The 25,661-nt window shown below is 54.7% G+C and carries 22 protein-coding genes; 11 read left to right on the plus strand and 11 right to left on the minus strand.

The window, feature by feature from the left end; all coding sequences use genetic code 11:
• Positions 1-38 precede the first annotated feature (38 nt).
• The 4 genes from lpxC (at position 39) to mutT (ending at position 5,094) form a co-directional block, all read left to right on the plus strand.
• Positions 39-956 (plus strand): UDP-3-O-acyl-N-acetylglucosamine deacetylase, encoded by a 918-nt coding sequence (gene lpxC, locus N1689_RS13860; RefSeq protein ID WP_031376704.1) that lies wholly within the window; start codon positions 39-41, stop codon positions 954-956.
• A gap of 301 nt (positions 957-1,257) precedes the next feature.
• On the plus strand, positions 1,258-1,764 hold the full coding sequence (gene secM, locus N1689_RS13865) for a secA translation cis-regulator SecM (protein WP_371876306.1): 507 nt from the start codon (positions 1,258-1,260) through the stop codon (positions 1,762-1,764).
• A 74-nt stretch (positions 1,765-1,838) separates the two neighbouring features.
• Positions 1,839-4,544 (plus strand): preprotein translocase subunit SecA, encoded by a 2,706-nt coding sequence (gene secA, locus N1689_RS13870; protein ID WP_161731614.1) that lies wholly within the window; start codon positions 1,839-1,841, stop codon positions 4,542-4,544.
• A gap of 154 nt (positions 4,545-4,698) precedes the next feature.
• Positions 4,699-5,094: an 8-oxo-dGTP diphosphatase MutT gene (mutT, locus tag N1689_RS13875; protein ID WP_161731611.1), complete on the plus strand. Its 396-nt coding sequence runs from the start codon at positions 4,699-4,701 to the stop codon at positions 5,092-5,094.
• A 27-nt stretch (positions 5,095-5,121) separates the two neighbouring features.
• On the opposite strand, the gene yacG is transcribed toward mutT, so the two are convergent.
• From yacG to coaE, 3 genes are read right to left on the minus strand one after another with little or no spacing between them, the layout of a single operon-like run.
• Positions 5,122-5,319, minus strand: coding sequence for a DNA gyrase inhibitor YacG (gene yacG, locus N1689_RS13880; protein ID WP_161731609.1), 198 nt, complete (start codon positions 5,317-5,319; stop codon positions 5,122-5,124).
• Positions 5,320-5,327: 8 nt separating this feature from the next.
• Positions 5,328-6,071 carry a cell division protein ZapD gene (gene zapD, locus N1689_RS13885; protein WP_161731607.1) on the minus strand — a complete coding sequence of 248 codons (744 nt, stop codon included), beginning with the start codon at positions 6,069-6,071 and terminating at the stop codon, positions 5,328-5,330.
• Between the two features lie 4 nt (positions 6,072-6,075).
• Complete coding sequence (gene coaE / locus N1689_RS13890; RefSeq protein WP_253421079.1) at positions 6,076-6,684, minus strand: dephospho-CoA kinase; 609 nt, start codon at positions 6,682-6,684, stop codon at positions 6,076-6,078.
• Between the two features lie 234 nt (positions 6,685-6,918).
• On the opposite strand from coaE, the gene N1689_RS13895 reads away from it, so the two are divergent.
• The gene (locus N1689_RS13895; RefSeq protein ID WP_260059186.1) at positions 6,919-7,959 is read left to right on the plus strand and encodes a GMP reductase; all 1,041 of its coding nucleotides are present in this window, start codon (positions 6,919-6,921) and stop codon (positions 7,957-7,959) included.
• 25 nt (positions 7,960-7,984) lie between these two features.
• On the opposite strand, the gene hofC is transcribed toward N1689_RS13895, so the two are convergent.
• From hofC to nadC, 4 genes are all read right to left on the minus strand, one after another.
• Complete coding sequence (hofC, locus tag N1689_RS13900; protein WP_260059188.1) at positions 7,985-9,184, minus strand: protein transport protein HofC; 1,200 nt, start codon at positions 9,182-9,184, stop codon at positions 7,985-7,987.
• Positions 9,177-10,562 (minus strand): type II secretion system protein GspE, encoded by a 1,386-nt coding sequence (gene gspE, locus N1689_RS13905; RefSeq protein WP_161731599.1) that lies wholly within the window; start codon positions 10,560-10,562, stop codon positions 9,177-9,179. The genes hofC and gspE overlap by 8 nt, the downstream gene beginning before the upstream one ends.
• Entirely contained in the window at positions 10,549-11,004 is a 456-nt protein-coding gene (ppdD, locus tag N1689_RS13910; RefSeq protein ID WP_260059191.1) for a prepilin peptidase-dependent pilin, read from the minus strand. Before ppdD ends, gspE begins: the two co-directional genes overlap by 14 nt.
• 174 nt (positions 11,005-11,178) lie before the next feature.
• Positions 11,179-12,075 (minus strand): carboxylating nicotinate-nucleotide diphosphorylase, encoded by an 897-nt coding sequence (gene nadC / locus N1689_RS13915; RefSeq protein ID WP_222925501.1) that lies wholly within the window; start codon positions 12,073-12,075, stop codon positions 11,179-11,181.
• Between the two features lie 197 nt (positions 12,076-12,272).
• Between nadC and ampD the strand changes: the two genes are divergently transcribed.
• Complete coding sequence (gene ampD, locus N1689_RS13920) at positions 12,273-12,824, plus strand: 1,6-anhydro-N-acetylmuramyl-L-alanine amidase AmpD (RefSeq protein ID WP_161731595.1); 552 nt, start codon at positions 12,273-12,275, stop codon at positions 12,822-12,824.
• 16 nt (positions 12,825-12,840) lie between these two features.
• Positions 12,841-13,695: a beta-lactamase regulator AmpE gene (gene ampE / locus N1689_RS13925; RefSeq protein ID WP_161731593.1), complete on the plus strand. Its 855-nt coding sequence runs from the start codon at positions 12,841-12,843 to the stop codon at positions 13,693-13,695.
• Here ampE and N1689_RS13930 read toward each other — a convergent pair.
• From N1689_RS13930 to aroP, 4 genes are all read right to left on the minus strand, one after another.
• Positions 13,677-14,636: a family 43 glycosylhydrolase gene (locus N1689_RS13930; protein WP_161731591.1), complete on the minus strand. Its 960-nt coding sequence runs from the start codon at positions 14,634-14,636 to the stop codon at positions 13,677-13,679. The two genes, ampE and N1689_RS13930, sit on opposite strands and share 19 nt — an antisense overlap.
• Positions 14,633-16,045, minus strand: coding sequence for a glycoside-pentoside-hexuronide (GPH):cation symporter (locus N1689_RS13935; protein WP_161731589.1), 1,413 nt, complete (start codon positions 16,043-16,045; stop codon positions 14,633-14,635). Before N1689_RS13935 ends, N1689_RS13930 begins: the two co-directional genes overlap by 4 nt.
• Positions 16,046-16,222: 177 nt before the next feature.
• Positions 16,223-16,468, minus strand: a complete 246-nt coding sequence (locus tag N1689_RS13940) for a hypothetical protein (protein WP_260059194.1) — start codon at positions 16,466-16,468, stop codon at positions 16,223-16,225.
• 124 nt (positions 16,469-16,592) lie between these two features.
• Positions 16,593-17,948, minus strand: a complete 1,356-nt coding sequence (gene aroP / locus N1689_RS13945; protein ID WP_161731585.1) for an aromatic amino acid transporter AroP — start codon at positions 17,946-17,948, stop codon at positions 16,593-16,595.
• Positions 17,949-18,463: 515 nt separating this feature from the next.
• Between aroP and pdhR the strand changes: the two genes are divergently transcribed.
• The 4 genes from pdhR to lpdA all read left to right on the plus strand — a co-directional run bounded on the left by pdhR (position 18,464) and on the right by lpdA (position 25,500).
• Positions 18,464-19,228 (plus strand): pyruvate dehydrogenase complex transcriptional repressor PdhR, encoded by a 765-nt coding sequence (gene pdhR / locus N1689_RS13950; RefSeq protein ID WP_033731582.1) that lies wholly within the window; start codon positions 18,464-18,466, stop codon positions 19,226-19,228.
• A gap of 101 nt (positions 19,229-19,329) precedes the next feature.
• Complete coding sequence (gene aceE, locus N1689_RS13955) at positions 19,330-21,996, plus strand: pyruvate dehydrogenase (acetyl-transferring), homodimeric type (RefSeq protein WP_161731583.1); 2,667 nt, start codon at positions 19,330-19,332, stop codon at positions 21,994-21,996.
• 14 nt (positions 21,997-22,010) lie between these two features.
• The gene (gene aceF, locus N1689_RS13960; RefSeq protein ID WP_260059197.1) at positions 22,011-23,915 is read left to right on the plus strand and encodes a pyruvate dehydrogenase complex dihydrolipoyllysine-residue acetyltransferase; all 1,905 of its coding nucleotides are present in this window, start codon (positions 22,011-22,013) and stop codon (positions 23,913-23,915) included.
• A gap of 160 nt (positions 23,916-24,075) precedes the next feature.
• A complete protein-coding gene (lpdA, locus tag N1689_RS13965; protein ID WP_010253950.1) occupies positions 24,076-25,500 on the plus strand; it encodes a dihydrolipoyl dehydrogenase in 1,425 nt (474 codons plus the stop codon).
• Positions 25,501-25,661 lie beyond the last annotated feature (161 nt).

Consider the following 25,661-nt stretch of genomic DNA (forward strand, 5'->3'; position numbering starts at 1 on the left):
TACTGGCGGTCGGAAAGGTGATACTGCGAGATAATGCGATGATCAAACAAAGGACATTAAAACGTATTGTTCAGGCGACTGGTGTCGGTTTACATACCGGCAAAAAAGTCACACTGACATTACGCCCTGCGTCGGCTAATACCGGGGTCATCTATCGTCGCACCGACTTGAATCCACCGGTAGATTTTCCGGCTGATGCAAAATACGTGCGCGACACCATGCTGAGTACCTGCCTGGTGAACGATGAAGGCGTGCGTATTTCAACGGTTGAACACCTTAATGCCGCCCTGGCGGGTCTCGGTATTGACAACATTATTGTTGAAGTCGATGCGCCAGAAATCCCGATCATGGATGGCAGCGCAGCACCGTTTATCTATCTGCTGATGGATGCGGGCATCGAGCAGCTCAACAGCGCGAAGAAATTTGTGCGTGTTAAGCAGACCGTGCGTGTGGAAGAGGGTGACAAATGGGCTGAGATCAAACCGTACAACGGTTTCTCACTCGATTTCACCATCGACTTCAAGCACCCGGCTATCGATTCCAGCTCACAGCGCTATGCGATGAACTTCTCTGCTGACGCCTTTGTTCGTCAAATCAGCCGGGCGCGTACATTTGGCTTTATGCGTGAAATCGAATATCTGCAGTCTAAAGGCCTGTGCCTGGGCGGTAGCTTAGATTGTGCGATAGGTCTGGATGATTTCCGCGTACTGAATGAAGAAGGTCTGCGTTTTGAAGACGAGTTTGTCCGTCACAAAATGCTGGACGCGATTGGCGACTTGTTTATGTGTGGTCACAACATCATTGGCGCATTCACTGCGTTCAAATCGGGCCACGCGCTGAACAACAAGCTGCTGCAAGCAGTTCTGGCTAAGCAGGAAGCCTGGGAATGGGCAACCTTCGAAGACGAAGCCGAACTGCCGCTGGCATTCAAAGCACCGAATCTGGTTCTGGCTTAACTACCCCAGAACGTGAAACGGCTGGTTATGCTGACACCCTCTCCGGTCAGCGGCACCAGCCGTTTTTTTATTGCCTTCCATAACACACCTGATAACGGCGACCTCGCCCGCAAAGCGTTGTCTGTTCTGCTGAATTGCTGAACAATCACACGCGTTTTCTCTCGCCGCCTCTTTAATCCCAGGTGTGGATGCCCCACATTAATGTTACTATCTGTGGCGCTTTTACAGGCCGAAATCCGTTGCGGCTCGCGGCGGGTACCAGAAAACAAGAGCGCAACAGAGCATGCGCGATGGAAAGGTTGTGATCGGGATTCTTCTGCGCTGGCGACAATTAGGTAGACGCTACTTCTGGCCCCATCTCCTGTTAGGGATGGTAGCGGCCAGCTTTGGCCTGCCAGCCTGTGCGCAAAGCTCCGAACTCAACGCCTCGTCTGAATCGCCGGCCAGCAGTCTCTTTCTGGGCAATGCTACCCGCTTTGATCATTTAATCCGGCTTCAGGAAGCGTCCCGGCGACCGAGCTTCAGCGTGGATTACTGGCATCAGCACGCCATCCGCACCGTTATCCGTCACCTCTCTTTCACGCTGGCACCTCAGGTGCAGGCGGAGCAACAGCAATTACCGCTGGCGGCACAAAAGCTGGCGCTGATTGACTCACTGCATAATTTACTGACATCACATTCTGCGCTGCACACTGCACCGCAGCAGATATCTGCCCCCCCTCTTTTCATGGCCGCTACCCGCTCATGGGTAGAATGGCATGCCAGTGTGCATGGCATTCGCGCCGGACCCGCCCGATTGTTCTGCTAATATTTTTGGTTTTATTCACTCTGTTTAGATTTCGCAGTCCGGAATGCGCCGGCTGAATTGAGAATATATTTACTATGTTAAGCAAAATATTGACCAAGGTTTTTGGTAGCAGTAACGATCGTACGCTGCGCCGTATGCGCAAAGTGGTGGACGTCATCAATAAGATGGAGCCCGATTTTGAGAAGCTCTCTGACGATGAACTGAAAGCGAAAACCGACGAGTTCCGCGAGCGCCTGAAAAAAGGTGAATCGCTGGAAAGCCTGATCCCTGAAGCGTTCGCGACCGTGCGTGAAGCGAGTAAACGTGTGTTCGGTATGCGTCACTTCGACGTGCAGCTGATCGGCGGCATGGTGCTGAACGATCGCTGCATCGCTGAGATGCGTACCGGTGAAGGTAAAACCCTGACCGCAACGCTGCCAGCCTATCTGAATGCGCTCTCTGGCAAAGGCGTTCATGTGGTGACCGTCAACGACTATCTGGCACAGCGTGATGCGGAAAACAACCGTCCACTGTTTGAGTTCCTGGGGTTAAGCATCGGTATCAACATGTCGGGCCTGCCAGCGGTGGCGAAGCGTGAAGCTTACGCTGCTGATATTACCTACGGCACCAACAACGAATATGGCTTTGATTACCTGCGCGACAACATGGCTTTCAGCCCGGAAGAGCGCGTGCAGCGTAAACTGCACTATGCGCTGGTGGATGAGGTCGACTCCATCCTGATCGATGAAGCGCGTACGCCGCTGATTATCTCCGGTCCGGCAGAAGACAGTTCTGAGCTTTATACCAAAGTGAACAAAATCATCCCTCATCTGGTACGCCAGGATAAAGAAGATACCGAAACCCATCAGGGTGAAGGCGACTTCTGGGTTGATGAGAAAGCGCGTCAGGCTCATATGTCTGAGCGTGGTCTGGTGAAAGTGGAGGAGCTGCTGGTCAGCCAGGGCATCATGGAAGCAGGCGAGTCTCTCTACTCACCGACCAACATCATGCTGATGCACCACGTCACTGCGGCGCTGCGTGCGCACGCACTCTTTACCCGCGATGTTGATTACATCGTGAAAGATGGCGAAGTGGTGATTGTTGATGAACACACCGGCCGTACCATGCAGGGCCGTCGCTGGTCCGATGGTCTGCATCAGGCGATTGAAGCGAAAGAAGGCGTTGAGATTCAGAACGAGAACCAGACGCTGGCCTCTATCACCTTCCAGAACTACTTCCGTATTTACGAGAAGCTGGCCGGTATGACCGGTACTGCCGATACCGAAGCGTTCGAATTCAGCTCTATTTACAAGCTCGACACCATTGTGGTGCCGACTAACCGTCCGATGGTGCGTAAAGATCTGGCCGACCTGGTCTACATGACCGAGAAAGAGAAGATCGATGCCATTATCGAAGATATCCGTGAGCGTACTGCCAACGGTCAGCCAGTGCTGGTGGGAACCATCTCGATTGAAAAATCAGAAGTGGTTTCTAACGAACTGACCCGTGCCGGTATCAAACATAACGTCCTGAACGCCAAATTCCACGCCCGCGAAGCGGATATCGTGGCGCAGGCCGGTCAGCCGGGTGCGGTCACTATTGCCACCAACATGGCCGGACGTGGTACGGATATTATGCTGGGCGGTAGCTGGCATGCCGAGGTGGCTGAACTGGAAGAGCCAACTGAAGCGCAAATCGAAGAGATCAAAGCGGCATGGCAGATTCGTCATGATGCGGTGCTGGCGTCAGGTGGTTTGCACATCGTCGGTACTGAGCGTCACGAATCACGTCGTATCGATAATCAGCTGCGCGGTCGTGCCGGCCGTCAGGGTGATGCCGGTTCTTCGCGTTTCTACCTGTCGATGGAAGATGCGCTGATGCGTATTTTCGCCTCAGACCGCGTCTCCAACATGATGCGTAAACTGGGCATGAAGCCAGGCGAAGCGATTGAGCATCCATGGGTCACCAAAGCGATTGCCAATGCACAGCGCAAAGTTGAAAGCCGTAACTTCGATATTCGTAAGCAACTGCTGGAATATGATGATGTGGCGAATGACCAGCGTCGCGCAATCTACAGTCAGCGTAATGAGCTGCTGGATGTGTCTGATGTTAGCGAAACCATTAACAGCATTCGTCACGATGTTTACAAAGTGACGATTGATACCTACATTCCGCCACAGTCGCTGGAAGAAATGTGGGACGTGCCAGGCCTGGAAGAGCGTCTGCGTGCTGACTTCGATCTGAACCTGCCGATTGCAGAGTGGCTGGATAAAGAGCCTGACCTGCACGAAGAAGTGCTGCGTGAGCGCATCATGACCCACGCCACGGAAAGCTACGCTGAGAAAGAGCAGATCGTTGGCGCAGAGATGATGCGCAACTTCGAAAAAGGCGTGATGCTGCAGACGCTGGATTCATTGTGGAAAGAGCATCTGGCTGCGATGGACTACCTGCGTCAGGGTATTCATCTGCGCGGCTATGCGCAGAAAGATCCTAAGCAGGAGTACAAGCGTGAATCCTTCGCCATGTTTGCTGCGATGCTTGAATCACTGAAATATGAAGTGATCAGTACGCTGAGCAAAGTGCAGGTGCGTATGCCAGAAGAAGTTGAAGCGATGGAGCAACAGCGTCGTGAGGAAGCTGAACGTCTGGCGCAGCAACAGCAGCTAAGCCATGTAGAAGAAGATCTGCTGGCAGCCGAGCCTGTGGCGGAGCAGAGTGGTGAACGCAAAGTCGGCCGCAACGACCCCTGCCCATGTGGTTCCGGCAAAAAGTACAAACAGTGCCATGGCCGTATTGCCTGAGACTGAATGCTGATGAAAAAGGAGCCAATGGCTCCTTTTTTTATGCGCTCTGCTAACGTAATCTCTGCGCCAGCGCTGAGCTAAAGCGGTTAACTTCCGCTCCGGCATGCTCTAGAATCAGCCTTCATTCACCTATGACGACCGGATAGTTTCCATGAAGCACCTGCAGGTTGCAGTTGGCATCATTCGCAATGCCAATAAACAGATTTTCCTTGCCCAGCGCGCGGCAAGCTCTTACATGGCGAACAAGTGGGAGTTTCCTGGCGGTAAGATTGAAGCGGGCGAAAGCGCCGAACAGGGGCTGATCAGGGAGCTACACGAAGAGACCGGGATTGACGTCACTGAGGCGCGCCCGATTGGTCATGCAGACCACAGCTATGACGATCTGCGCGTAACGCTGCATTTCTTTCTGGTTGAAGGGTGGAACGGCGAGCCGTGGGGCAAAGAGGGTCAGCCACAGCGTTGGGTTGATCAGCATGCGCTGGTGGCGGAGGAGTTTCCACCCGCGAATCACCAGCTGATTGCGCGACTGGTCGCGGGCGAACTCTGACTGAATGGGGCAGTGCGCCCCATCTTATCAACGATCTTCTTCACTCCAGTTGTCACTGTCGTTCATGTCGTTGCTGCTGGGAATGCGTTTTTCTTCTGCGGCCCATTCCCCTAAATCGATGAGCTGGCAGCGCTTACTGCAAAAAGGGCGCCACGGGCTGAGCTCATCCCAGATCACATCTTTGCCGCACTGCGGACAGGAAACGGTCATCACTTCTTGCTGCATTTTTACCTCTAACAACAGGCCAGTTGAAAATTAAGGCGGGCCGGAACTTCACCACGCTCACTATCAAGCGGCATAAAACGAATGGCGTAGCGGCTTTTATGTCCGGACACCTGTGGATAGAGCGCATCCTCCAGCGACAACTGCAGTCGCAGCAGATCGGCGCCTTCGGCATTATCCTGATAAAAACCATTAAGGCTGGTCTGCACATGAAACGCGCCAGACTGGCGGATCAGATCCAGTATCATCGCCAGCGCATGATGCAGTGGCTCCAGCGTCAACATCCAGGCTTCGACCTGCGCATCGCGTGCTTCCTGCGGCAGATGGAGCCAGATGTGCAGGCCCGGCAAATCAAAGCTGCAGCATCCACCGGGGATGCTCAGACGCTGCCGCACCAGGGCAATCAGACGATCCTCGCGGAGTTGCTGGCCCATACGTGGGGCATTCATCAACTGCGTTGACTGAATTTTGATCTTATCGCGCAGGGCATCCACCAGCGTCATATCGACGCCGGGCACGTCAGCCCACGCCCGTAATTTTTGCTGCTGGCGCTCAAGCTCTTTCAACAGTTCTGTCCGCATATCGCCGCGCTCAAAAATATCGAGCAGCTCGCTAATCAGGCGAAAAAAGGTCAGCGCATTAACGGTTTTATCCAGTGGTGTCGTTTCATCTAACTGATTAATCAAAAACTCAACCCGTAACCAGGTTCGCATTTTTTCATTCAGTGGGTGTTCAAACAGAACGGGTGTGCTCATGGTATTAATCCTGTTTCGTTGCCGCCAGCCTGAGATAGCGCTGATGGAGTTCGGCAACCTGTGGCAAGGCGTCGTCGGGCTTGCCACTGTTATCAATAATGTCATCGGCACAGGCGAGGCGCTGCTGGCGCGTGGCCTGTGCGGCAAGAATACGTTTCGCCTGTTCGACGGAAAGATGGTCACGTTGCTGGGTACGCGCTAACTGCGTTGCCTCATCAACATCGACTACCAGCACCCGATCAGCCTGGTGCTGTAACTGATTTTCCACCAGTAATGGCACCACCCAGAGCACATAAGGTGAGGTGGCCTGGGCGATCAGTTCTCGTGTCCGGGCGTTAATCAGCGGATGGAGCAGCGCGTTTAACCAGCTTTTCTCTTCCGGCTGCTGAAAAATAATGTCGCGAAGCTGTTTACGATCAAGCATTCCCTGATCCGTCACGATTGACGCGCCATAGCGTGCCTGAAGAGCCTGCAAAGCGGGCGTGCCAGGTTCAACAACTTCTCGGGCGATCAGGTCAGCGTCAATAATTTCCACACCAGACGCGGCGAATGCCTGGGCAATCGTACTCTTTCCACTGCCGATTCCCCCTGTAAGCGCGACGATATAGGGCATGTTTCTCACCTGACTTCATATTCCGACATAGGTTCAGGGTAATGATCTGGCTAAAAAAGGCAAAAATGCGCGGCAGATCACACCGATAAAGCACAACTAAATTTAACGGATTGTAGCGTAAATAAAGTGTAATTCGCAGTCTTGTCGCGCAGCGAGAGGCGCGTATCATAACGTCACTGGAGCTGTGCTTACTTCGTGAACGACGATTCATTGCCACTTACCAGGACACTGTTTATGCGTATTGAAGAAGATTTGAAACTGGGCTTTAAAGATGTCTTGATCCGCCCCAAACGTTCAACGCTGCAAAGTCGCTCACAGGTTGAGCTTGAGCGCAGCTTTACCTTCAGACATTCAGGTCTCAGTTGGAGCGGCGTACCGATCATCGCCGCCAACATGGATACCGTCGGCACATTTTCAATGGCTGAGGCGCTGGCCAGCTTCAATATCCTCACTGCCGTCCATAAGCATTACAGCGCAGACGACTGGCGGGCGTTTATTCAGCGCGTCCCCGCGACGGTATTGAAACATGTGATGGTTTCAACCGGCACGTCAGAAGCCGACCTCACTAAACTGGTCGCGATTATGGCGCTGTCTGACGATCTGCAGTTTATCTGCATTGACGTGGCCAACGGCTACTCACAGCATTTTGTCGATTTCCTGCAGCGTGCACGTGAAACCTTCCCGACTAAAACTATCTGTGCCGGAAACGTGGTCACAGGCGAAATGGTAGAGGAGCTCATCCTCTCCGGCGCGGATATCGTCAAAGTCGGTATTGGCCCGGGTTCGGTCTGTACAACCCGGGTGAAAACCGGCGTGGGCTATCCGCAGCTTTCTGCAGTCATTGAGTGTGCCGATGCGGCGCATGGCTTAAGCGGACAGATTGTCAGTGATGGCGGTTGTTCCGTGCCGGGTGATATTGCCAAAGCCTTTGGCGGCGGCGCTGACTTTGTGATGCTGGGTGGCATGCTGGCAGCACATGATGAGTGTGAAGGGCAGGTCGTCGAAGAGAATGGCGAAAGCTTTATGCTCTTTTACGGCATGAGTTCCGAATCAGCGATGAAGCGTCACGTTGGTGGTATCGCCCAGTACCGTGCCGCCGAAGGTAAAACGGTGAAACTGCCATTGCGGGGGCCGGTCGCTGACACCGCGCGCGATATTCTGGGTGGACTGCGTTCTGCCTGTACTTACGTCGGAGCGGAGCGCCTGAAAGAGCTGACCAAGCGCACGACCTTTATCCGCGTTAACGAGCAGGAGAACCGGGTCTTCAACCGATAGGCATCCGGGGCGCAGCCCGCGCCCCTTAATGCATTACATCCCCCAGCCCAAACACCGGCAGATACATTGCAATCACCAGCGTGCCGACAATGCCGCCAATCACCACCATCATTATCGGTTCCAGCGACGCCGCCAGTGTGTCAGCGCGCTCTCGTGTTTCTGCCTCATGCCATTCCGCCAGCCGGGCCAGCATCAAATCCAGTGCGCCCGCCTCTTCCCCAACCCGAACCAGCTGAGCACATAAGGGCGTGAACAGCGGATGCTGCATCAGCGCCTGATGCAGAGGACTCCCCTGGGCAATATGCTGCTGCAGTCCGGTCATCGCTTCTCGCCAGAGTAATGAGGAGAGCGTGACTTCAACAGCAGCCAGTCCCTGTAACAGCGTTAACCCGGCTCGCTGTGTCAGATTCAGAATGGTGTAGATCTGCGTCAGCTGCGTGCCACGCCATAACCCGGAAAGCAGCGGGATGCGCAGGAAAATCGCCTGCTCACGGCGTTGCCAGCCCACAGAGCGTCGTCGTAACTGATGCCAGGCCACCAGCATCAGCGATACGCCGATGGCTAACACCGCTCCCCACTCCTGAAGTGCGGCAGATAACTGCATGACCGTGGCTGTAAAAGCGGGCAGAGGCGCGTCAAAAGAGTCATACACCGCAACGAACTCTGGCAGCACGAACAGCAACATGCCGCAGGTGACAGCGATTGCCACCAGCAGAATGAAGAGCGGATAGCGTAACGCCTTTGCCACCTGATGCCATAACTGCTGCTGGCGGATCTGCTGCTGAGCCAACTCACTGCAGCAAACATCCAGCTGCCCCGTCAGTTCGCCCACTTCCATCAGCGCCGGGTAGAGCGGCGGAAAAATCTGCGGCCATTCACGCAAAGCCTGTGAAAAAGGGGCACCGCTGAGTACCCGATGATGAAGGGCGAGCATCAGAGCCCGCCAGCCTGCATGAGGATGCCCCTCAGCCAGTAAAGCCAGACTTTCTGCCAGTGGCAGGCCCGCTTTGAGCAGGGTAGCCAGCTGACGAATCAGATCGGTTTTGTGCTGCCACGTCCAGTCCCTCTGACGCCAGATTTTTTCCCGCTTCCAGCTCACCGGCAGAAGATCGCGCTGCTCCAGGATGAGTAGCAGGTTGTCAGTGTCGACAGCCAGTAGCTGACCACTGAGTAACTGGCCCTGGCTGTCGACCGCCTGCCAGCTGAATAAAGCTGCGTTAGCCATCGTCCAGCCCAATCACCCGTTGCATCTCTTCCAGCGAGGTATCGCCCCGGCTTACCGCTTCCAGGCCGGAAACCAGTAAAGTGCGCAATCCTTGCTGTTTCGCCAGATTGAGGAGATTCTCCAGCGGCATCTCGGCTGCAATCGCATTCTGCAGTCTGGCATTGATCGGCAGAAGTTCAAACAGCGCTAGCCGGCCAAAATAACCGGAAAAGCAGTGGTCGCACCCGGACGCCCGCCAGGTTTGCAGGGTGCCGGGCCAGAGTTCCGCAGGATAGTGCGCCACCGCCTCAGCGGGTTGACGGCAATGGGGGCAGAGGCGCCGCACCAGACGCTGCGCAACAATCAGTTTCAGCGCCGACCCCAGCAGATAACCGGGAATCCCCATCTGTCGCAGCCGGGTCAGCGTCTCGGCGGTGGAGTTGGTGTGCAGCGTTGACAGTACCAGATGCCCGGTCTGCGCCGCTTTCACCGCAATCTCCGCTGTTTCGGCATCGCGGATCTCGCCCACCATGATCACATCCGGATCCTGTCTCAGCAGCGCCCGCAGCACACGGTTAAAATCAAGACCGTTTTTAGTGTGGATCTGTGTCTGGTTAATGCCGGGCAGCGGAATCTCAATCGGATCTTCAACGCTGCACAGATTTTTTTCTGGTTTATTCAGGGCACTGAGTCCGCTATAAAGCGTAAACGTCTTGCCGCTGCCGGTGGGGCCGGTGACCAGGATCAGTCCCTGCGGCTGGGCCAGTGCGGCACAGAACCGACGCAACTGGGCAGCCGGTAAGCCGAGCTTATCCAGAGACAGCGCCGCGCTTTCACTCTGCAGCAGCCGGACCACCGCTTTCTCGCCACCATAGATGGGTAAGGTCGCCAGGCGAAAAGAGGCGGGTTTACCGGCAATCTCCATGCTGAACTGACCATCCTGCGGTAACCGGCGTTCGGCGATATCCAGCCCGCCAAGGATCTTCAGTCGTGCCAGCAACGCCGCAGGCTGAGTGAAAGGCAGTGAAGAGAGCGGATGCAGTACGCCATCAATACGCAGTCGCACACGCAGACCCTCGCGGCAGGGTTCGATATGCACATCGGAGGCCCGTCGCTCCAGTGCCTGACGCAGGATGAGCTGTGTCGCTTCTATTGCTGACTCGGTGGGTGTCTCTTCGCGCGCCACCAGCCCTTTATCAGCGTGCTGGAGCTGGTCAAGCCGGGCCTGCGGCCAGCATTCGATCTCAATCTGACACTGGCTGGCAAAATTGAGCGCTTCAGCCAGTCCGGGCGGCACGCTCTCCGCAACGGCAACGCGCAGCAGACTGGCATCATGGTGCAGAACCAGAGCGCGATAGCGCTGGCATAATGCCATAATCGTCTCATCAGGCTTGCTCATCGCTGGCTCCTTTATCCGCAAAGCGGAATTGTTCCCGGCAATTGTCCCGCAGGCTGGTGTTATTGCTGGTGCAGCTGCGTTGCCAGCTGATGCCGCCCTCTATGCTGTCCCAGATTGGCAACATTTCAACACTCAGGCCATTCAGACTCTCCTGGCCAGTCAGCGTAATCACCCCGTTGGTTACGCTCAGTGCCGAGACATAGCGCGATCCTCTGGCGGCAGGAATACCCGCTTCTCCGGCCTGGCACTGCGTCGGGCCGCCGCGCTCCATGGCGCAAAGCTCTACGGCGGTCTTAAAGGGCACCATGGTTTGCAGCATGTCGGTAAGGGCAGCACGCTGCAGATAATTTTGATAAGCGGGCAGGCCGATGGCACTTAAGATTGCCACAATACCCACCACAATCATCAGTTCAACCAGCGTAAATCCACGTTGATAATTCATCACATCGTCTCCGTATTAAGAAGGCGACAGGGTAAAAATCGGGGACGGTGAAAGACAGTCAGAGATCGGCGAACTGGAAAGCATGATGTGAAGAGATTTCAGACTTACAGCGCAGTCGAAACTGCGCCGGAAGCGGGATCGCAAAATCGCTGTATTGAGTGACGGCGAGGCAGGCTATTTTTGTTTAAAGCGCATCGAGAGATCCAGCGCCCGCACATGCTTGGTCAGCGCACCGACCGAGACGTAGTCCACGCCGGTCAGGGCGATCTGTGGCAGGGTGGTTTCGGTGACGTTGCCGGAGACCTCCAGCAGCGTCCGCCCCTGGTTGAGTTCGACGGCTTCACGCATCGCTTCCAGGCTGAAGTTATCCAGCATCACGATATCGGCTTCCGCTTCCAGCGCCTGACATAACTCCTCCAGCGATTCCACCTCAACTTCAACCGGCACATCGGGCTGCAGCCATTGCGCTCTTTCCACTGCCTGCTGAATCGAGCCGCTGGCAATAATATGGTTCTCTTTGATGAGATAAGCGTCAGAGAGACCCAGGCGATGATTGCTGCCTCCGCCGCACAGTACCGCATATTTCAGCGCAGTCCGCAGTCCGGGCAGGGTTTTACGCGTGTCCAGCAGTTGCGTCTGGCTTCCCGCCAGCAGCGCGACATAGCGGCTGACTTCGGTGGCAACGCCTGAGAGCGTCTGCACAAAATTAAGCGCCGTTCGCTCGGCGGTCAGCAGCAGCCGGGCAGGCCCCTCGATTTCAAACAGCAACTGGTCAGCCTCGATCTGATCACCATCTTCAACATGCCAGATCAGGGTCGCGTGCGAGCCGAGCTGAATGAAGACCTCTTCAACCCAGCGTTTACCACAGAAAACACCGGCTTCACGGGTGATGACCTGCGCATGGGCCTGGGTTTCAGCAGGTAACAGCTGCGCAGTAATGTCGCGTTCAGCGTCGATTTCACCACCGAGATCCTCTTTTAACGCCAGCGCAACCGCATCCGGAATGTCACTTTCACTACGTTTAATCAGTGCGTGACGGCGATTGTCGGGATCATAACCACGGGATGACATAGGCATTTTACTCCAGAAACAGAAAGGACAGAGGCGGTCACAATAGCCTGAACCGGCATCAGGTTCCAGCAACGGATGCTATTTTGTTTAGTATCCTTAACAATGGGCTATTTAATGTCACCGGACCGACACACTAAGAGGCAAGAATCCTTTATTATTCATGCTATTCTCAGCCTGGTGATATAAGGAAAAGCGGTATGAAAATCAAACAGGGCTGGCTGACCGGTGTGCGTCACGTGCCGTCAACACACTGCAATGAACGCCCTGACAATGAGGTGCCTTCACTGCTGGTGATCCACAATATCAGCCTGCCACCCGGTGAATTTGGCGGACCCTGGATCGACAGACTGTTTACCGGCACATTACCGCCTGATGCCCATCCCTATTTTGCGGATATCGCCGCGCTGAAAGTGGCAGCACACTGCCTGATTCGTCGTGACGGGGAGATCGTGCAGTATGTCCCTTTTGACAAACGCGCCTGGCATGCAGGCATTTCGCAGTTCGAAGGACGTGAGAACTGCAACGACTTCTCCATCGGTATTGAGCTGGAAGGAACTGACAGCGAGCCGTATAGCGAGGCGCAATATCGGGCCTTGCAGCAGGTCACGCAGTTACTGCTGCAACACTATCCGGTAACGCCTGCACGTATCACGGGGCACAGCGATATCGCGCCGGTACGCAAAACCGATCCCGGGCCTGCTTTTGACTGGGACTACTACAAACAGCTGTTAACGCAGCAAAAATCCTGATTTTTGCGGAGTCAGTATGACGTTGTTTACCTTGTTGTTGGTTTTAGGCTGGGAGCGCCTGTTTAAACTGGGCGAGCACTGGCAGCTCGAACACCGGCTGGAGCCGATTTTTCGCCATCGTCGCCATTACTCCATGATGCGTACTTTGCTGATGACCCTACTGGCAATGGCGCTGACCGCACTGGTGGTCTGGAGTCTGAAAGGATTGCTGTTTGGCGTGCTGCAGTTGCTGTTCTGGATTGTTGCCGGACTGCTCTGTATCGGTGCCGGCTCAGTGCGTCAGCACTACCATAACTATCTGAAGGCGGCCAGCCATGACGACGACGCGGCACATCAAGCGATGGCGGCTGAGCTGACGCTGATCCATGGTGTGCCGGTGGAGTGCAGCGAGCGTGAGTTTCTGCGCGAGCTGCAGAATGCGCTGATCTGGATAAACTTCCGTTTCTATCTCGCCCCGATGTTCTGGCTGGTGGTGGGTGGCCCGTGGGGGCCGGTGCTGCTGGTGGGTTACGCGTTTCTGCGCGCCTGGCAAGGCTGGCTGGCAAAATTCGGCACACCAATGGCGCGAGCGCAATCAGGCGTGGATGCGATTCTGCATTTGCTCGACTGGATCCCGGTGCGGCTGGCGGGTGTCGCTTACGCGCTGCTGGGCCATGGCGAAAAAGCGCTGCCCGCCTGGTTTGCCTCGCTGACCGATCGTCACCGTTCTCAGTATCACGTGCTGACGACGCTGGCGCAGTTCTCACTGTCGCGCGATCCGCACACCGATAAAGTTGAAACGCCACGGGTGGCCGTGGCGTTAGCGAAACGGACTTCGCTGGTGCTGGTTGTTGCCGTCGCGTTGCTGACGATTTACGGCACGCTGGTGTAATCAGCAGGTGGCACGCCGAAATCAGGCGTGCCATCTTCCCGCCAGCTGAAATATTTCAGTCGGGTATGGCGGTTCGGATCCCATAACGGATCGCCTTCAATTTCAGTGTAGTTACGCGCGTGGTACACCAGTACGTCGCGTCCTGCCTCATCCTGGGTAAAACTGTTGTGGCCCGGCCCGTACTGGTGGTTGTCCCAGCTGGTCACAAATACCGGACGCGCTGATTTCTGCCAGGCTGCGACATCAAGCGGGTTGGCATTCGCGGCAATCGACAGTATCCCCAGACAGTAATTTTCATCGGTGGCGCTGGCGGAATAGGTCACAAACAGCCGATCGCCGTGACGGATAACCGCCGGTCCTTCATTAACGCTGAACCCTGCACACTCCCACTCATATTCCGGCCGGCTCAGCATTACGGGCGTACCTTTTAGCGTCCAGGGATTCAGCAGCTCATCCAGGTAGAGGTTAGAGTTGCCGGGAATCAGGGGATCTTTCTGCGCCCAGAGATACCAGTTTTTGCCCTGATGCACGAAGTGGGTTGCATCCAGTGAGAAGCTGTCCAGGTGGGTGAAGACCCTGCGGCAGGGCTGCCATTCGCCCTGCAACGGATCTGCCGCCTCACACACCAGCGCATACATCCGGTGCTGAAACAGTCCCTCTTTGATTTCGCGTGTGGGTGCTGCTGCGAAATAGATGACCCACTGTCCGTTAATGTAGTGCAGCTCAGGTGCCCAGATTAACTCGCTAAAGGGGCCGCTCTCGGGCTTGCGCCAGACGACCACCGGCTCGGCGCTGCGCAGGCCGGCCAGCGTCGTGGCGCGACGGATCTCCAGCCGGTCATACTCAGGCACCGATGCCACAAAGTAATAGTACTGTTCATGACGCAAAATAAAGGGGTCGGCACGCTGCTCGATAAAAGGATTCGGCAAGATTGCGGTCATTTAACATCTCCGGTTGGCGTGACAACACCGTCGCGCAGGCGAACAGTGTGTAACTCATGGAAGTTTTCGCGGCGCAGCGCGAGATCCTGCTGGATGGTAATCATCATTTTGCGGTCGACCTTCATCAGTCGTACCACACCTGCGGTAATCAGATAGCCGACGCCAGGAATAATGGTGAAGAGCAGCATGATGCCGTTAATCGCCTCAGGTGACTGCTGCTTAGCGCCCGCATTGTAGCCATAGATCGACAGCAGAAAGCCGACCATCGCACCGGCCACTGCCAGCCCTACCTTAAGGAAAAAGAGGTTGCCGGAAAAGCTGATACCGGTAATGCGTTTGCCGGTTTTCCATTCGCCGTAGTCATCCACATCGGCCATCAGTGACCAGTGCAGCGGAGAGGGGATTTGATGCAGAATGTTCAGCACAAAATAGGCGACCACCACCATCACGGTAGCGTGGGGATCGATCCAGTAGAAGGCGCTGGAAAAAAGGGCCAGTGCGATATTGGTCCAGAAGAAGACTTTGAGTTTGCACCAGCGATCGGTGAGCAGTTTTGCCAGCGTGCTGCCGACCATCATGCCAATGACTCCCAGGCTGATAAACAGCGTGGCAAAGTGCGTTGACTGGCCCATGACCCAGGTCACGTAATACATGGTGGCCGCCATGCGGATGAAGCCAGGGCAGACGTTACAGAAGGTGAGCAGCAGAATGCGCACCCACTGGTCATTTTTCCAGACATCACGCAGATCTTTCTTCAGATCATCATTACTCGGCACGGCCGGGCGGATACGTTCACGTACCGTGGCAAAGCAGAACAGAAACATTGCCAGGCCAATGGTTGCCAGTACCGCCATCGCCATCTGGTAGCCGCGCGCTTTGTCTTCGCCACCGAACCACTCTGCCATCGGCAGCAGGGACAGAGAGAGTATCAGCGTGGCGATGCCGACCATGACAAAGCGATAAGACTGACAGGAGACACGCTCACCGGGGTCGTTGGTAATCACGCCGCCCAGAGAACAGTAAGGAATGTTAATCGCTGTGTAAGTTAGCGACATCAGGAAATAGGTGACGAAGGCCCAGATCACCTTGTTGTGGTAAGTCCAGTCTGGCGTGGTGAACATCAGTACGCTGAAGACCACATAGGGCACGGAAACCCACAGCAGCCAGGGACGAAAACGGCCCCAGCGACTCTGGGTGCGATCGGCGATGGCACCCATAATCGGATCGGTGACTGCATCGAGCACCCTGACCGAGAGCAACAGAGTTCCCACCAGCGCCGGAGCCAGCCCGAAAACATCGGTATAGAAGTAGTTCAGGAACAACATGATGGCACCGCCAATCATGTTGCATCCGGCATCGCCCATGCCATAACCCAGCTTTTCTTTAAATGAGAGTGCTGCGGGCTTCATTTTGCTTCTCCTGCAAACCGTGAAGCCAGTGATTATTAGGGTCGAAGCCGTCTGTGACGCAGCAGCAATTGGTTACAAAGATGGACAAAACAGGCGGGCGCAAAAAAATGTGAACTGGTACGCACCAGCGAGCCAGTTCACATTAGTTTATAGAGGGTATTTTTAACGAAAGGGTGTTTACGCAGCGCTTTTGTTCCGGCCTTCAACCAGTCCGCCAACGAAGCTGCCGAGCCAGCCACCAATATTGCCAAAGAGAGTGCTGGCAACAGAACCTACTAAACCGGAAATAAATGGCACCGGGATCAGGGAGCCGAGTATGTTACCGATTAATGAACCGGCCTGCTTACCCACGGTGGTAGTAATATCCTGAATCATGCCACAGCCACTTACGGCCAAAATTTCTGATGGTGCGAGTTCCCGCATAATAATTTTTTCCTTAATCAGGTTAGAAGCAGGAAAAAATTACCATCTCAAGCCAGTAATAAAAATAGTAATAGAGCTAAAGTGGCCGGTGCGCCTGACAGCGCGCACCGGATGAGCAAAAAGATCAGGCTTTCTGCGTCTGGTTCTTAATAAAGTAACCAATACCCAGAATGACCAGCCAGACCGGGATAAGCCAGACAGAGATCGCCATGCCCGGCGTGGTCACCATCAGCACCAGAATCGCCGCCAGGAAGACCAGGCAAATCCAGTTACCCGCCGGATAGAGCAGCGCTTTGAAGCGGGTGGTGACGCCCTGCTGATCTTTCTTACGACGGAACTTGAGGTGCGCCAGGCTGATCATTGCCCAGTTGATGACCAGCGCGGAGACGACCAGCGACATCAGCAGGCCAAACGCTTCGCCCGGCATCAGGTAGTTGATCAGCACGCACAGTGCAGTGGCAACAGCCGAGACCAGAATCGTTAACACCGGCACACCGCGACGATCGACTTTCAGCAGCGCTTTCGGCGCATTGCCCTGCTGTGCCAGACCAAACAGCATACGGCTGTTGCAGTAAACGCAGCTGTTATAGACCGACAGGGCCGCCGTCAGGATCACCACGTTCAGCGCATTCGCCACCATGGCATCGCCCAGCTCGTGGAAGATAAAGACAAACGGGCTGACTTCTGACGTGACACGACTCCACGGCATCAGAGACAGCAGCACTGCCAACGAACCAATGTAGAAAATCAGGATACGCCACAGCACCTGGTTAGTTGCTTTTGGAATGCTCACTTCCGGGTTATCAGCCTCTGCTGCGGTGATACCTACCAGCTCCAGTCCGCCGAACGAGAACATGATAATTGCCATGACCGCGACGAGACCGCCGATGCCATGCGGGAAAAAGCCGCCCTGTTCCCACAGGTTGCGCACGGTCGCCTGCGGACCCGCGTGACCGCCGAACAGCAGCCAGCCACCGAACAGAATCATGCCGATGACCGCAACCACTTTAATGATGGCGAACCAGAACTCCATCTCACCGAACACTTTCACGTTGGTCAGGTTGATGGCGTTGATCATCACGAAGAAGATGGCGGCTGAGGCCCAGGTAGGAAAGTCTGGCCACCAGAACTGGATATATTTACCAACGGCAGTAAGTTCTGCCATGGCAACCAGTACGTAAAGGACCCAGTAGTTCCAGCCTGAGGCGAACCCGGCAAAGTTGCCCCAGTATTTATACGCGAAGTGGCTGAAGCTGCCGGCGACCGGCTCTTCCACCACCATTTCACCCAGCTGACGCATGATTAAAAAGGCAATAAAACCGGCAATCGCATAGCCCAGAATAACGGCCGGTCCGGCGGATTCAATGACCGATGCGCTGCCCAGAAACAGCCCGGTTCCCACTGCACCACCCAGCGCGATGAGCTGAATATGGCGGTTCTTAAGACCACGTTTCAGCGCTTCGCCTTGCTGTTGTTCCATACAAACCTCGTGATGTTTTTATTCTTCGTTCGCAGCGCAGTCCGCTGTAATGAAGTAGTTACAATAACGTATTGATTATTTTACGGTATCCGGCGTGCTGAATGCTGCCATCTGCTACCCTGGCGACAAGAATAGTGATAAGCGGATCGCTTTGCACCTGCTTTCGCCTTTCGTGCTGAGAGTTGACTGAAAAAACGCCGTCCTGGTCACGTCTGCCCACAGCAACTTCTGCCATGAAATGCCGTTAATGACGAATAGGTTTCACTTATGCCTGCCGCAGCGCTAACGCGCTAAGCGGGTGTAAGGTTTGGTAAAAGTGAAATTATTTAACATTTGTGGCAACGCGAATTTTTCATTTTTTTAACCGCAAGTTAGCGCCAGCACAGGCTTTGGGGACAGGTGAATGTCGCAGACACCATATAGACACAAGGTGAATACTTTGTTACTTTACCGGCACCTCTTTGCAATTGGTATTACCAATTTACTCCGGACGATTGGCTTAATAAGAAGGGACGATGGCTTACAGTAAGATTCGCCAACCTAAGCTCTCCGACGCTATCGAGCAACAGCTCGAATCGCTGATTATGGAAGGGACCCTGCGTCCGGGAGAGAAGCTGCTGCCTGAGCGCGAACTCGCTAAACAATTCGATGTCTCACGTCCGTCCCTCCGCGAAGCGATCCAGCGCTTAGAAGCCAAAGGATTATTGCTGCGCCGACAGGGTGGCGGAACATTTGTACAGGAGCATCTCTGGCAAAGCATGAGCGATCCCCTCGTTGAGCTTCTCGCCGACCATCCGGAATCACAGTTTGATCTGCTGGAAACGCGCCATGCCTTAGAGGGCATCGCGGCTTATTACGCGGCACTGCGCGGCACAGAGGAAGACCTGCTGCGCATTCGCGACTGCCATGTGAATATCCAGCAGGCGCAGGATAGCGGCGACTTAGACGCCGAAGCGGACGCAGTGATGCAGTATCAGATCGCTGTCACAGAAGCGGCCCATAATGTTGTGCTTTTACATTTGCTACGCTCAATGGGCCCTATGCTGGAACAAAACGTCCGTCAGAATTTCGAATTGCTCTACTCGCGCCGGGAAATGCTGGCAAAAGTGAGCGGTCACCGCGCCAGAATCTTTGAGGCGATTGTGGCCCGTGAGCCAGAAAAAGCGCGCGAGGCTTCACACCGTCACCTGGCGTTCATAGAGGAAATCTTGCTGGACAGAAGTCGGGAGCAGAGCCGTCGGGAACGCTCCCTGCGTCGTTTACAGCAACGTAAGGAATAACGTGCGACAAAGATCGTACTGACATCAGACGAGCCTGCCGGCATCTGCTTTAACAGGCTCCCGATTATTCAACGTATTAGACACAGATAAGGAACACACCCATGTCAGAACGTTTACACAATGACGTGGATCCGATTGAAACTCGTGACTGGCTACAGGCGATCGAATCGGTCATCCGTGAAGAAGGTGTTGAACGTGCACAGTATCTGATTGATCAGGTACTGGGTGCAGCCCGCAAAGGCGGCGTAAAAGTGGCTGCAGGTTCGTCTGCAATCAGCAACTATATCAACTCTATTGCCGTTGAAGATGAACCCGATTATCCGGGCAACACCTCTCTTGAACGTCGTATCCGTTCCGCAATCCGCTGGAACGCCATCATGTCGGTGCTGCGCGCGTCGAAGAAAGATCTGGAACTCGGTGGCCACATGTCCTCCTTCCAGTCTTCTGCGACGATTTATGAAGTGTGCTTCAACCACTTCTTCCGCGCGCGCAGTGAGAAGGATGGCGGCGATCTGGTCTATTTCCAGGGCCACATCTCTCCGGGTATCTATGCCCGTGCGTTCCTTGAAGGTCGCCTGACCGAAGATCAGATGAATAACTTCCGTCAGGAAGTTGATGGCAAAGGCCTCTCTTCTTATCCGCACCCGAAATTAATGCCGGAGTTCTGGCAGTTCCCGACCGTATCAATGGGTCTGGGTCCATTGTCAGCGATCTATCAGGCGAAGTTCCTGAAGTATCTGGAACACCGTGGCCTGAAAGACACCTCTGCCCAGACCGTTTACGCCTTCCTGGGTGACGGTGAGATGGATGAGCCGGAATCAAAAGGTGCGATCACCATCGCCACCCGTGAAAAACTGGATAACCTGGTCTTCATCATCAACTGCAACCTGCAGCGTCTGGATGGCCCGGTAACCGGTAATGGCAAGATCATCAACGAGCTGGAAGGCATCTTTGCCGGTGCTGGCTGGGAAGTGATCAAGGTCATCTGGGGCGGTCGCTGGGACGAGCTGCTGCGCAAAGATACCAGCGGTAAGCTGATTCAGCTGATGAACGAAACCGTTGACGGTGACTACCAGACCTTCAAATCCCGTGATGGTGCCTACGTGCGTGAGCACTTCTTTGGCAAGTATCCGGAAACCGCGGCGCTGGTTAAAGATATGTCCGATGATGAAATCTGGGCATTGAACCGTGGCGGCCACGATCCGAAGAAAATCTATGCGGCACTGAAAAAAGCGCAGGATACCAAAGGCAAGCCAGTACTGATCCTGGCGCATACCATCAAAGGTTATGGTATGGGCGACACCGCGGAAGGCAAAAACATTGCCCACCAGGTGAAGAAGATGAACATGGATGGCGTACGCTATATCCGTGATCGCTTTAACGTGCCGGTTGCTGACGATAAAATCGAAGAACTGCCGTACGTCACCTTTGAGAAAGGCTCAGAAGAGCATACTTATCTGCACGGTCAGCGTGAGAAGTTAGGCGGTTACCTGCCAACGCGTCAGCCGAAGTTCACTGAAAAGCTGGAAATGCCAGCACTCGAAGAGTTCAGTGCGCTGCTGGATGAGCAGAACAAAGAGATCTCGACCACTATCGCCTTTGTGCGTGCCCTGAACGTGATGCTGAAGAACAAGTCGATCAAAGATCGTCTGGTTCCGATCCTCGCCGATGAAGCGCGTACCTTTGGTATGGAAGGTCTGTTCCGTCAGATCGGTATCTACAGCCCGAACGGTCAGCAGTATACCCCGCAGGACCGCGAGCAGGTTGCCTACTACAAAGAAGACGAGAAAGGCCAGATTCTGCAGGAAGGGATCAACGAGCTGGGCGCAGGTTCATCCTGGCTGGCTGCGGCGACCTCATACAGCACCAACAACCTGCCGATGATCCCGTTCTACATTTATTACTCGATGTTCGGCTTCCAGCGTATTGGCGATCTGATGTGGCTGGCGGGCGACCAGCAGGCGCGCGGCTTCCTGGTCGGCGGTACCTCAGGCCGTACGACGCTGAACGGCGAAGGTCTGCAGCATGAAGATGGTCACAGCCATATTCAGTCTCTGACTATCCCGAACTGTATCTCTTACGATCCATCTTACGCTTATGAAGTCGCAGTCATCATGCATGACGGTCTGGTGCGTATGTATGGCGAAGCGCAGGAGAACGTTTACTACTACATCACCACGCTGAATGAAAACTACCATATGCCAGCAATGCCGCAGGGCGTTGAAGAAGGTATCCGTAAGGGTATCTATAAGCTGGAAACGGTAGAAGGCAGCAAAGGTAAAGTGCAGCTGCTGGGCTCAGGTTCTATCCTGCGTCACGTTCGTGAAGCTGCGCAGATCCTGGCGAAAGATTACGGTATCGGCTCTGATGTCTACAGCGTGACCTCGTTCACCGAGCTGGCGCGTGATGGCCAGGATTGTGAGCGCTGGAATATGCTGCATCCGACTGAAGAAGCGCGCGTACCTTACATCGCTCAGGTGATGAACGACGCACCTGCTGTTGCTTCAACCGACTACATGAAGCTGTTCGCTGAGCAGGTTCGTAGCTATGTCCCAGCCAGCGATTATCGCGTACTGGGTACCGATGGCTTTGGTCGCTCTGACAGCCGTGAGAATCTGCGTCATCACTTTGAAGTGGATGCATCTTATGTGGTGGTTGCCGCGCTGGGTGAGCTGGCTAAACGCGGCGAGATCGAGAAGAAAGTGGTGGCCGATGCGATCACCAAATTCAATATCGATGCCGATAAAGTTAACCCGCGTCTGGCTTAAGAGGTAATAGAGTAATGGCTATCGAAATTAAGGTACCGGATATCGGGTCTGACGAAGTTGAAGTCACCGAGATTCTGGTGAAAGTTGGCGACAAGGTGGAAGCCGAGCAGTCGCTGATCACCGTGGAAGGCGACAAAGCCTCAATGGAAGTGCCGTCGCCACAGGCTGGTGTAGTGAAAGAGATTAAGATCTCTACCGGTGACAAAGTTGAGACCGGCTCACTGATCATGGTGTTTGATGCTGAAGGCGCTGCGGAAGCAGCACCAGCACCGGCCGCAGAGAAAAAAGCGGACGCGGCGCCAGCGCCAGCCGCTGCTGCGGCGACGGCCAGCAAAGAAGTGGCTGTGCCGGATATCGGCGGTGACGAAGTCGAAGTCACTGAGATTCTGGTTAAGGTTGGCGACAAAGTCGAAGCCGAGCAGTCACTGATTGTGGTGGAAGGTGATAAAGCCTCAATGGAAGTTCCGGCTCCGTTTGCGGGTGTGGTCAAAGAGATCACCATTGCGACCGGCGACAAAGTCAGCACCGGTTCAGCCATCATGGTCTTTGAAGCAGAAGGCGCAGCACCGGCCTCTGACGCCAGCCCAGAAGTGAAAGAAGAAGCGGCATCGGCGCCCGCTGCTGCTGCGGGCGCAAAAGAGGTCAACGTCCCGGATATCGGCGGTGATGAAGTTGAAGTCACCGAGATTCTGGTCAAAGTTGGCGACAAAGTTGACGCTGAGCAGTCACTGATTGTGGTTGAAGGCGACAAAGCCTCAATGGAAGTCCCTGCGCCGTTTGCCGGTACTGTCAAAGAGCTGAAAGTTGCCACGGGCGATAAAGTCAGCACCGGCTCACTGATCATGGTGTTCGAAGTCGAAGGTGCTGCTCCGGCCGCCCCTGCGGCAGCGAAACAGGACGCCGCTCCGGCGCCTGCTGCCAAATCTGATGCTAAGCCAGCCGCCGCGGCACCAGCAGCTAAAGCCGACAGCAAAGGTGAGTTTGCAGAGAACGATGCTTACGTTCACGCGACTCCGGTGATCCGTCGCCTGGCGCGCGAGTTCGGTGTTAACCTGGCGAAAGTCAAAGGCACCGGCCGTAAAGGTCGCATTCTGAAAGAAGACGTGCAGACTTACGTGAAAGAGGCCGTGAAACGCGCTGAAGCAGCACCTGCTGCGGCCAGCGGCGGTGGTCTGCCAGGCATGCTGCCATGGCCGAAAGTTGATTTCAGTAAGTTTGGCGAAATCGAAGAAGTCGAACTGGGTCGTATCCAGAAAATTTCTGGCGCGAACCTGAGCCGTAACTGGGTAATGATCCCGCACGTTACGCATTTCGACAAAACCGATATCACCGATCTGGAAGCGTTCCGTAAGCAGCAGAATGCTGAAGCAGAGAAGCGTAAGCTGGATGTGAAGTACACCCCGGTGGTGTTCATCATGAAAGCGGTCGCTGCGGCGCTTGAGCAGATGCCACGCTTCAACAGTTCGCTGTCTGAAGATGCGCAGAAACTCACGCTGAAGAAATATATCAACATCGGTGTGGCGGTTGATACGCCAAATGGCCTGGTTGTTCCGGTCTTCAAAGACGTGAATAAGAAGGGCATCACCGAGCTGTCGCGTGAACTGATGGCGATTTCGAAGAAAGCGCGTGACGGTAAGCTGACAGCGGGCGACATGCAGGGCGGATGTTTCACCATCTCCAGCCTGGGCGGCCTGGGCACCACACACTTCGCGCCGATCGTTAACGCGCCGGAAGTGGCTATCCTGGGTGTCTCTAAATCGGCGATGGAGCCGGTGTGGAATGGTAAAGAGTTTACGCCGCGTCTGATGATGCCGATTTCTCTCTCCTTCGACCACCGCGTGATCGACGGTGCTGATGGTGCGCGATTCATCACCATTATCGGCAATATGTTGTCTGACATTCGTCGTTTAGTTATGTAAGTGTGAAGAAGGCCGGCGTATGCCGGCCTTCCTTTAACGATTCGTCGCGCCGCTGTTGGCAGTTTGTTAACAATTCTGTAAACTCTTGCGGTGAAAGTCCCGGTGGAACAAGGGCATTATAAGAACGTCTGACCCGCCGGATATCAATTAAGAGGTCATGATGAGTACAGAGATTAAAACCCAGGTCGTGGTACTTGGGGCAGGTCCTGCAGGTTACTCTGCAGCCTTCCGTTGTGCGGATTTAGGTCTGGAAACCGTACTGGTAGAGCGTTACAGCACCCTCGGTGGTGTTTGTCTGAACGTCGGTTGTATCCCATCTAAAGCGCTGCTGCACGTTGCTAAAGTGATTGAAGAGGCGAAAGCCCTTGAAGAGCACGGCATCGTGTTTGGCCAGCCATCTACTGATATCAACAAGATTCGCAGCTGGAAAGAGAAGGTTATCAACCAGTTGACTGGCGGCCTGTCAGGTATGGCAAAAGGTCGTAAAGTCACCGTGGTGAATGGCCTCGGCAAATTCACCGGTGCTAACACCCTGGTGGTTGAAGGAGAGGGCGGCGCGACCACCATCAACTTCGATAACGCCATCATTGCTGCGGGTTCACGCCCTATCGAACTGCCATTCATTCCACATGAAGATCCACGCGTCTGGGACTCTACCGATGCGCTGGAGCTGAAAGAAGTGCCAAAGCGTCTGCTGGTTATGGGCGGCGGCATCATCGGCCTGGAAATGGCGACGGTCTATCACGCGCTGGGTTCAGAAATCGATGTGGTTGAGATGTTCGACCAGGTTATCCCGGCTGCGGATAAAGACGTAGTGAAAGTCTTTACCAAAAAAATCAGCAAGAAATTTAACCTGATGCTGGAAACCAAAGTGACCGCCGTTGAAGCAAAAGACGATGGCATTTACGTTTCCATGGAAGGTAAAAAGGCACCAGGCGAAGCGCAGCGTTATGATGCCGTGCTGGTGGCGATCGGTCGTGTGCCGAACGGTAAAGGTCTGGATGCCGGTAAAGCGGGCGTGGAAGTGGACGATCGCGGCTTCATCCGCGTCGACAAGCAGATGCGTACCAATGTGCCACACATCTATGCTATCGGCGACATCGTCGGTCAGCCGATGCTGGCGCATAAAGGCGTGCATGAAGGCCACGTAGCGGCAGAAGTGATCTCTGGTCTGAAGCACTACTTCGATCCGAAAGTGATCCCTTCGATTGCCTATACTGAGCCAGAAGTTGCCTGGGTCGGTCTGACCGAGAAAGAAGCGAAAGAGAAGGGCATCAGCTACGAGACCTCCACCTTCCCGTGGGCTGCCTCAGGCCGTGCTATCGCTTCTGATTGTGCAGACGGCATGACCAAACTGATTTTCGACAAAGAGACGCACCGTATTATCGGTGGCGCGATTGTCGGCACTAACGGCGGCGAGCTGTTAGGCGAAATCGGTCTGGCGATTGAGATGGGTTGTGATGCGGAAGATATTGCGCTCACCATCCACGCTCACCCGACCCTGCATGAATCAGTGGGTCTGGCCGCAGAAATCTTCGAAGGTAGCATCACCGATCTGCCTAACGCGAAAGCGAAAAAGAAGTAAGTTTCTGCTGCTGCAAAGAGAAAGCTCCCGTTACGGGGGCTTTTTTTTGCGCTGTCATTTTTATCATAAGCGTCAGTAGATTCTGCCATTCATTCCTCTGACAGACACTTTAGGCCGAGGGAAAATCGCCTGGAATCACACTTCAATATTACAGATATTCA

The sequence above is a fragment of the Pantoea sp. XY16 genome (assembly GCF_025153065.1).
Classification (GTDB): Bacteria; Pseudomonadota; Gammaproteobacteria; order Enterobacterales; family Enterobacteriaceae; genus Pantoea; species Pantoea alfalfae.

Coding starts and splice junctions, on each gene's coding strand:
- aceE (WP_161731583.1), top strand. CDS start 19,330: ATGTCAGAACGTTTACACAATGACGTGGATCCGATTGAAACTCGTGAC.
- hofC (WP_260059188.1), bottom strand. CDS start 9,184: ATGGCTAACGCAGCTTTATTCAGCTGGCAGGCGGTCGACAGCCAGGGC.
- gspE (WP_161731599.1), bottom strand. CDS start 10,562: ATGAGCAAGCCTGATGAGACGATTATGGCATTATGCCAGCGCTATCGC.
- aroP (WP_161731585.1), bottom strand. CDS start 17,948: ATGGAACAACAGCAAGGCGAAGCGCTGAAACGTGGTCTTAAGAACCGC.
- secA (WP_161731614.1), top strand. CDS start 1,839: ATGTTAAGCAAAATATTGACCAAGGTTTTTGGTAGCAGTAACGATCGT.
- N1689_RS13895 (WP_260059186.1), top strand. CDS start 6,919: ATGCGTATTGAAGAAGATTTGAAACTGGGCTTTAAAGATGTCTTGATC.
- lpdA (WP_010253950.1), top strand. CDS start 24,076: ATGAGTACAGAGATTAAAACCCAGGTCGTGGTACTTGGGGCAGGTCCT.
- ampD (WP_161731595.1), top strand. CDS start 12,273: ATGAAAATCAAACAGGGCTGGCTGACCGGTGTGCGTCACGTGCCGTCA.
- yacG (WP_161731609.1), bottom strand. CDS start 5,319: ATGCAGCAAGAAGTGATGACCGTTTCCTGTCCGCAGTGCGGCAAAGAT.
- zapD (WP_161731607.1), bottom strand. CDS start 6,071: ATGAGCACACCCGTTCTGTTTGAACACCCACTGAATGAAAAAATGCGA.
- coaE (WP_253421079.1), bottom strand. CDS start 6,684: ATGCCCTATATCGTCGCGCTTACAGGGGGAATCGGCAGTGGAAAGAGT.
- N1689_RS13940 (WP_260059194.1), bottom strand. CDS start 16,468: ATGCGGGAACTCGCACCATCAGAAATTTTGGCCGTAAGTGGCTGTGGC.
- aceF (WP_260059197.1), top strand. CDS start 22,011: ATGGCTATCGAAATTAAGGTACCGGATATCGGGTCTGACGAAGTTGAA.
- nadC (WP_222925501.1), bottom strand. CDS start 12,075: ATGTCATCCCGTGGTTATGATCCCGACAATCGCCGTCACGCACTGATT.
- N1689_RS13935 (WP_161731589.1), bottom strand. CDS start 16,045: ATGAAGCCCGCAGCACTCTCATTTAAAGAAAAGCTGGGTTATGGCATG.
- N1689_RS13930 (WP_161731591.1), bottom strand. CDS start 14,636: ATGACCGCAATCTTGCCGAATCCTTTTATCGAGCAGCGTGCCGACCCC.
- lpxC (WP_031376704.1), top strand. CDS start 39: ATGATCAAACAAAGGACATTAAAACGTATTGTTCAGGCGACTGGTGTC.
- ampE (WP_161731593.1), top strand. CDS start 12,841: ATGACGTTGTTTACCTTGTTGTTGGTTTTAGGCTGGGAGCGCCTGTTT.
- pdhR (WP_033731582.1), top strand. CDS start 18,464: ATGGCTTACAGTAAGATTCGCCAACCTAAGCTCTCCGACGCTATCGAG.
- mutT (WP_161731611.1), top strand. CDS start 4,699: ATGAAGCACCTGCAGGTTGCAGTTGGCATCATTCGCAATGCCAATAAA.
- ppdD (WP_260059191.1), bottom strand. CDS start 11,004: ATGAATTATCAACGTGGATTTACGCTGGTTGAACTGATGATTGTGGTG.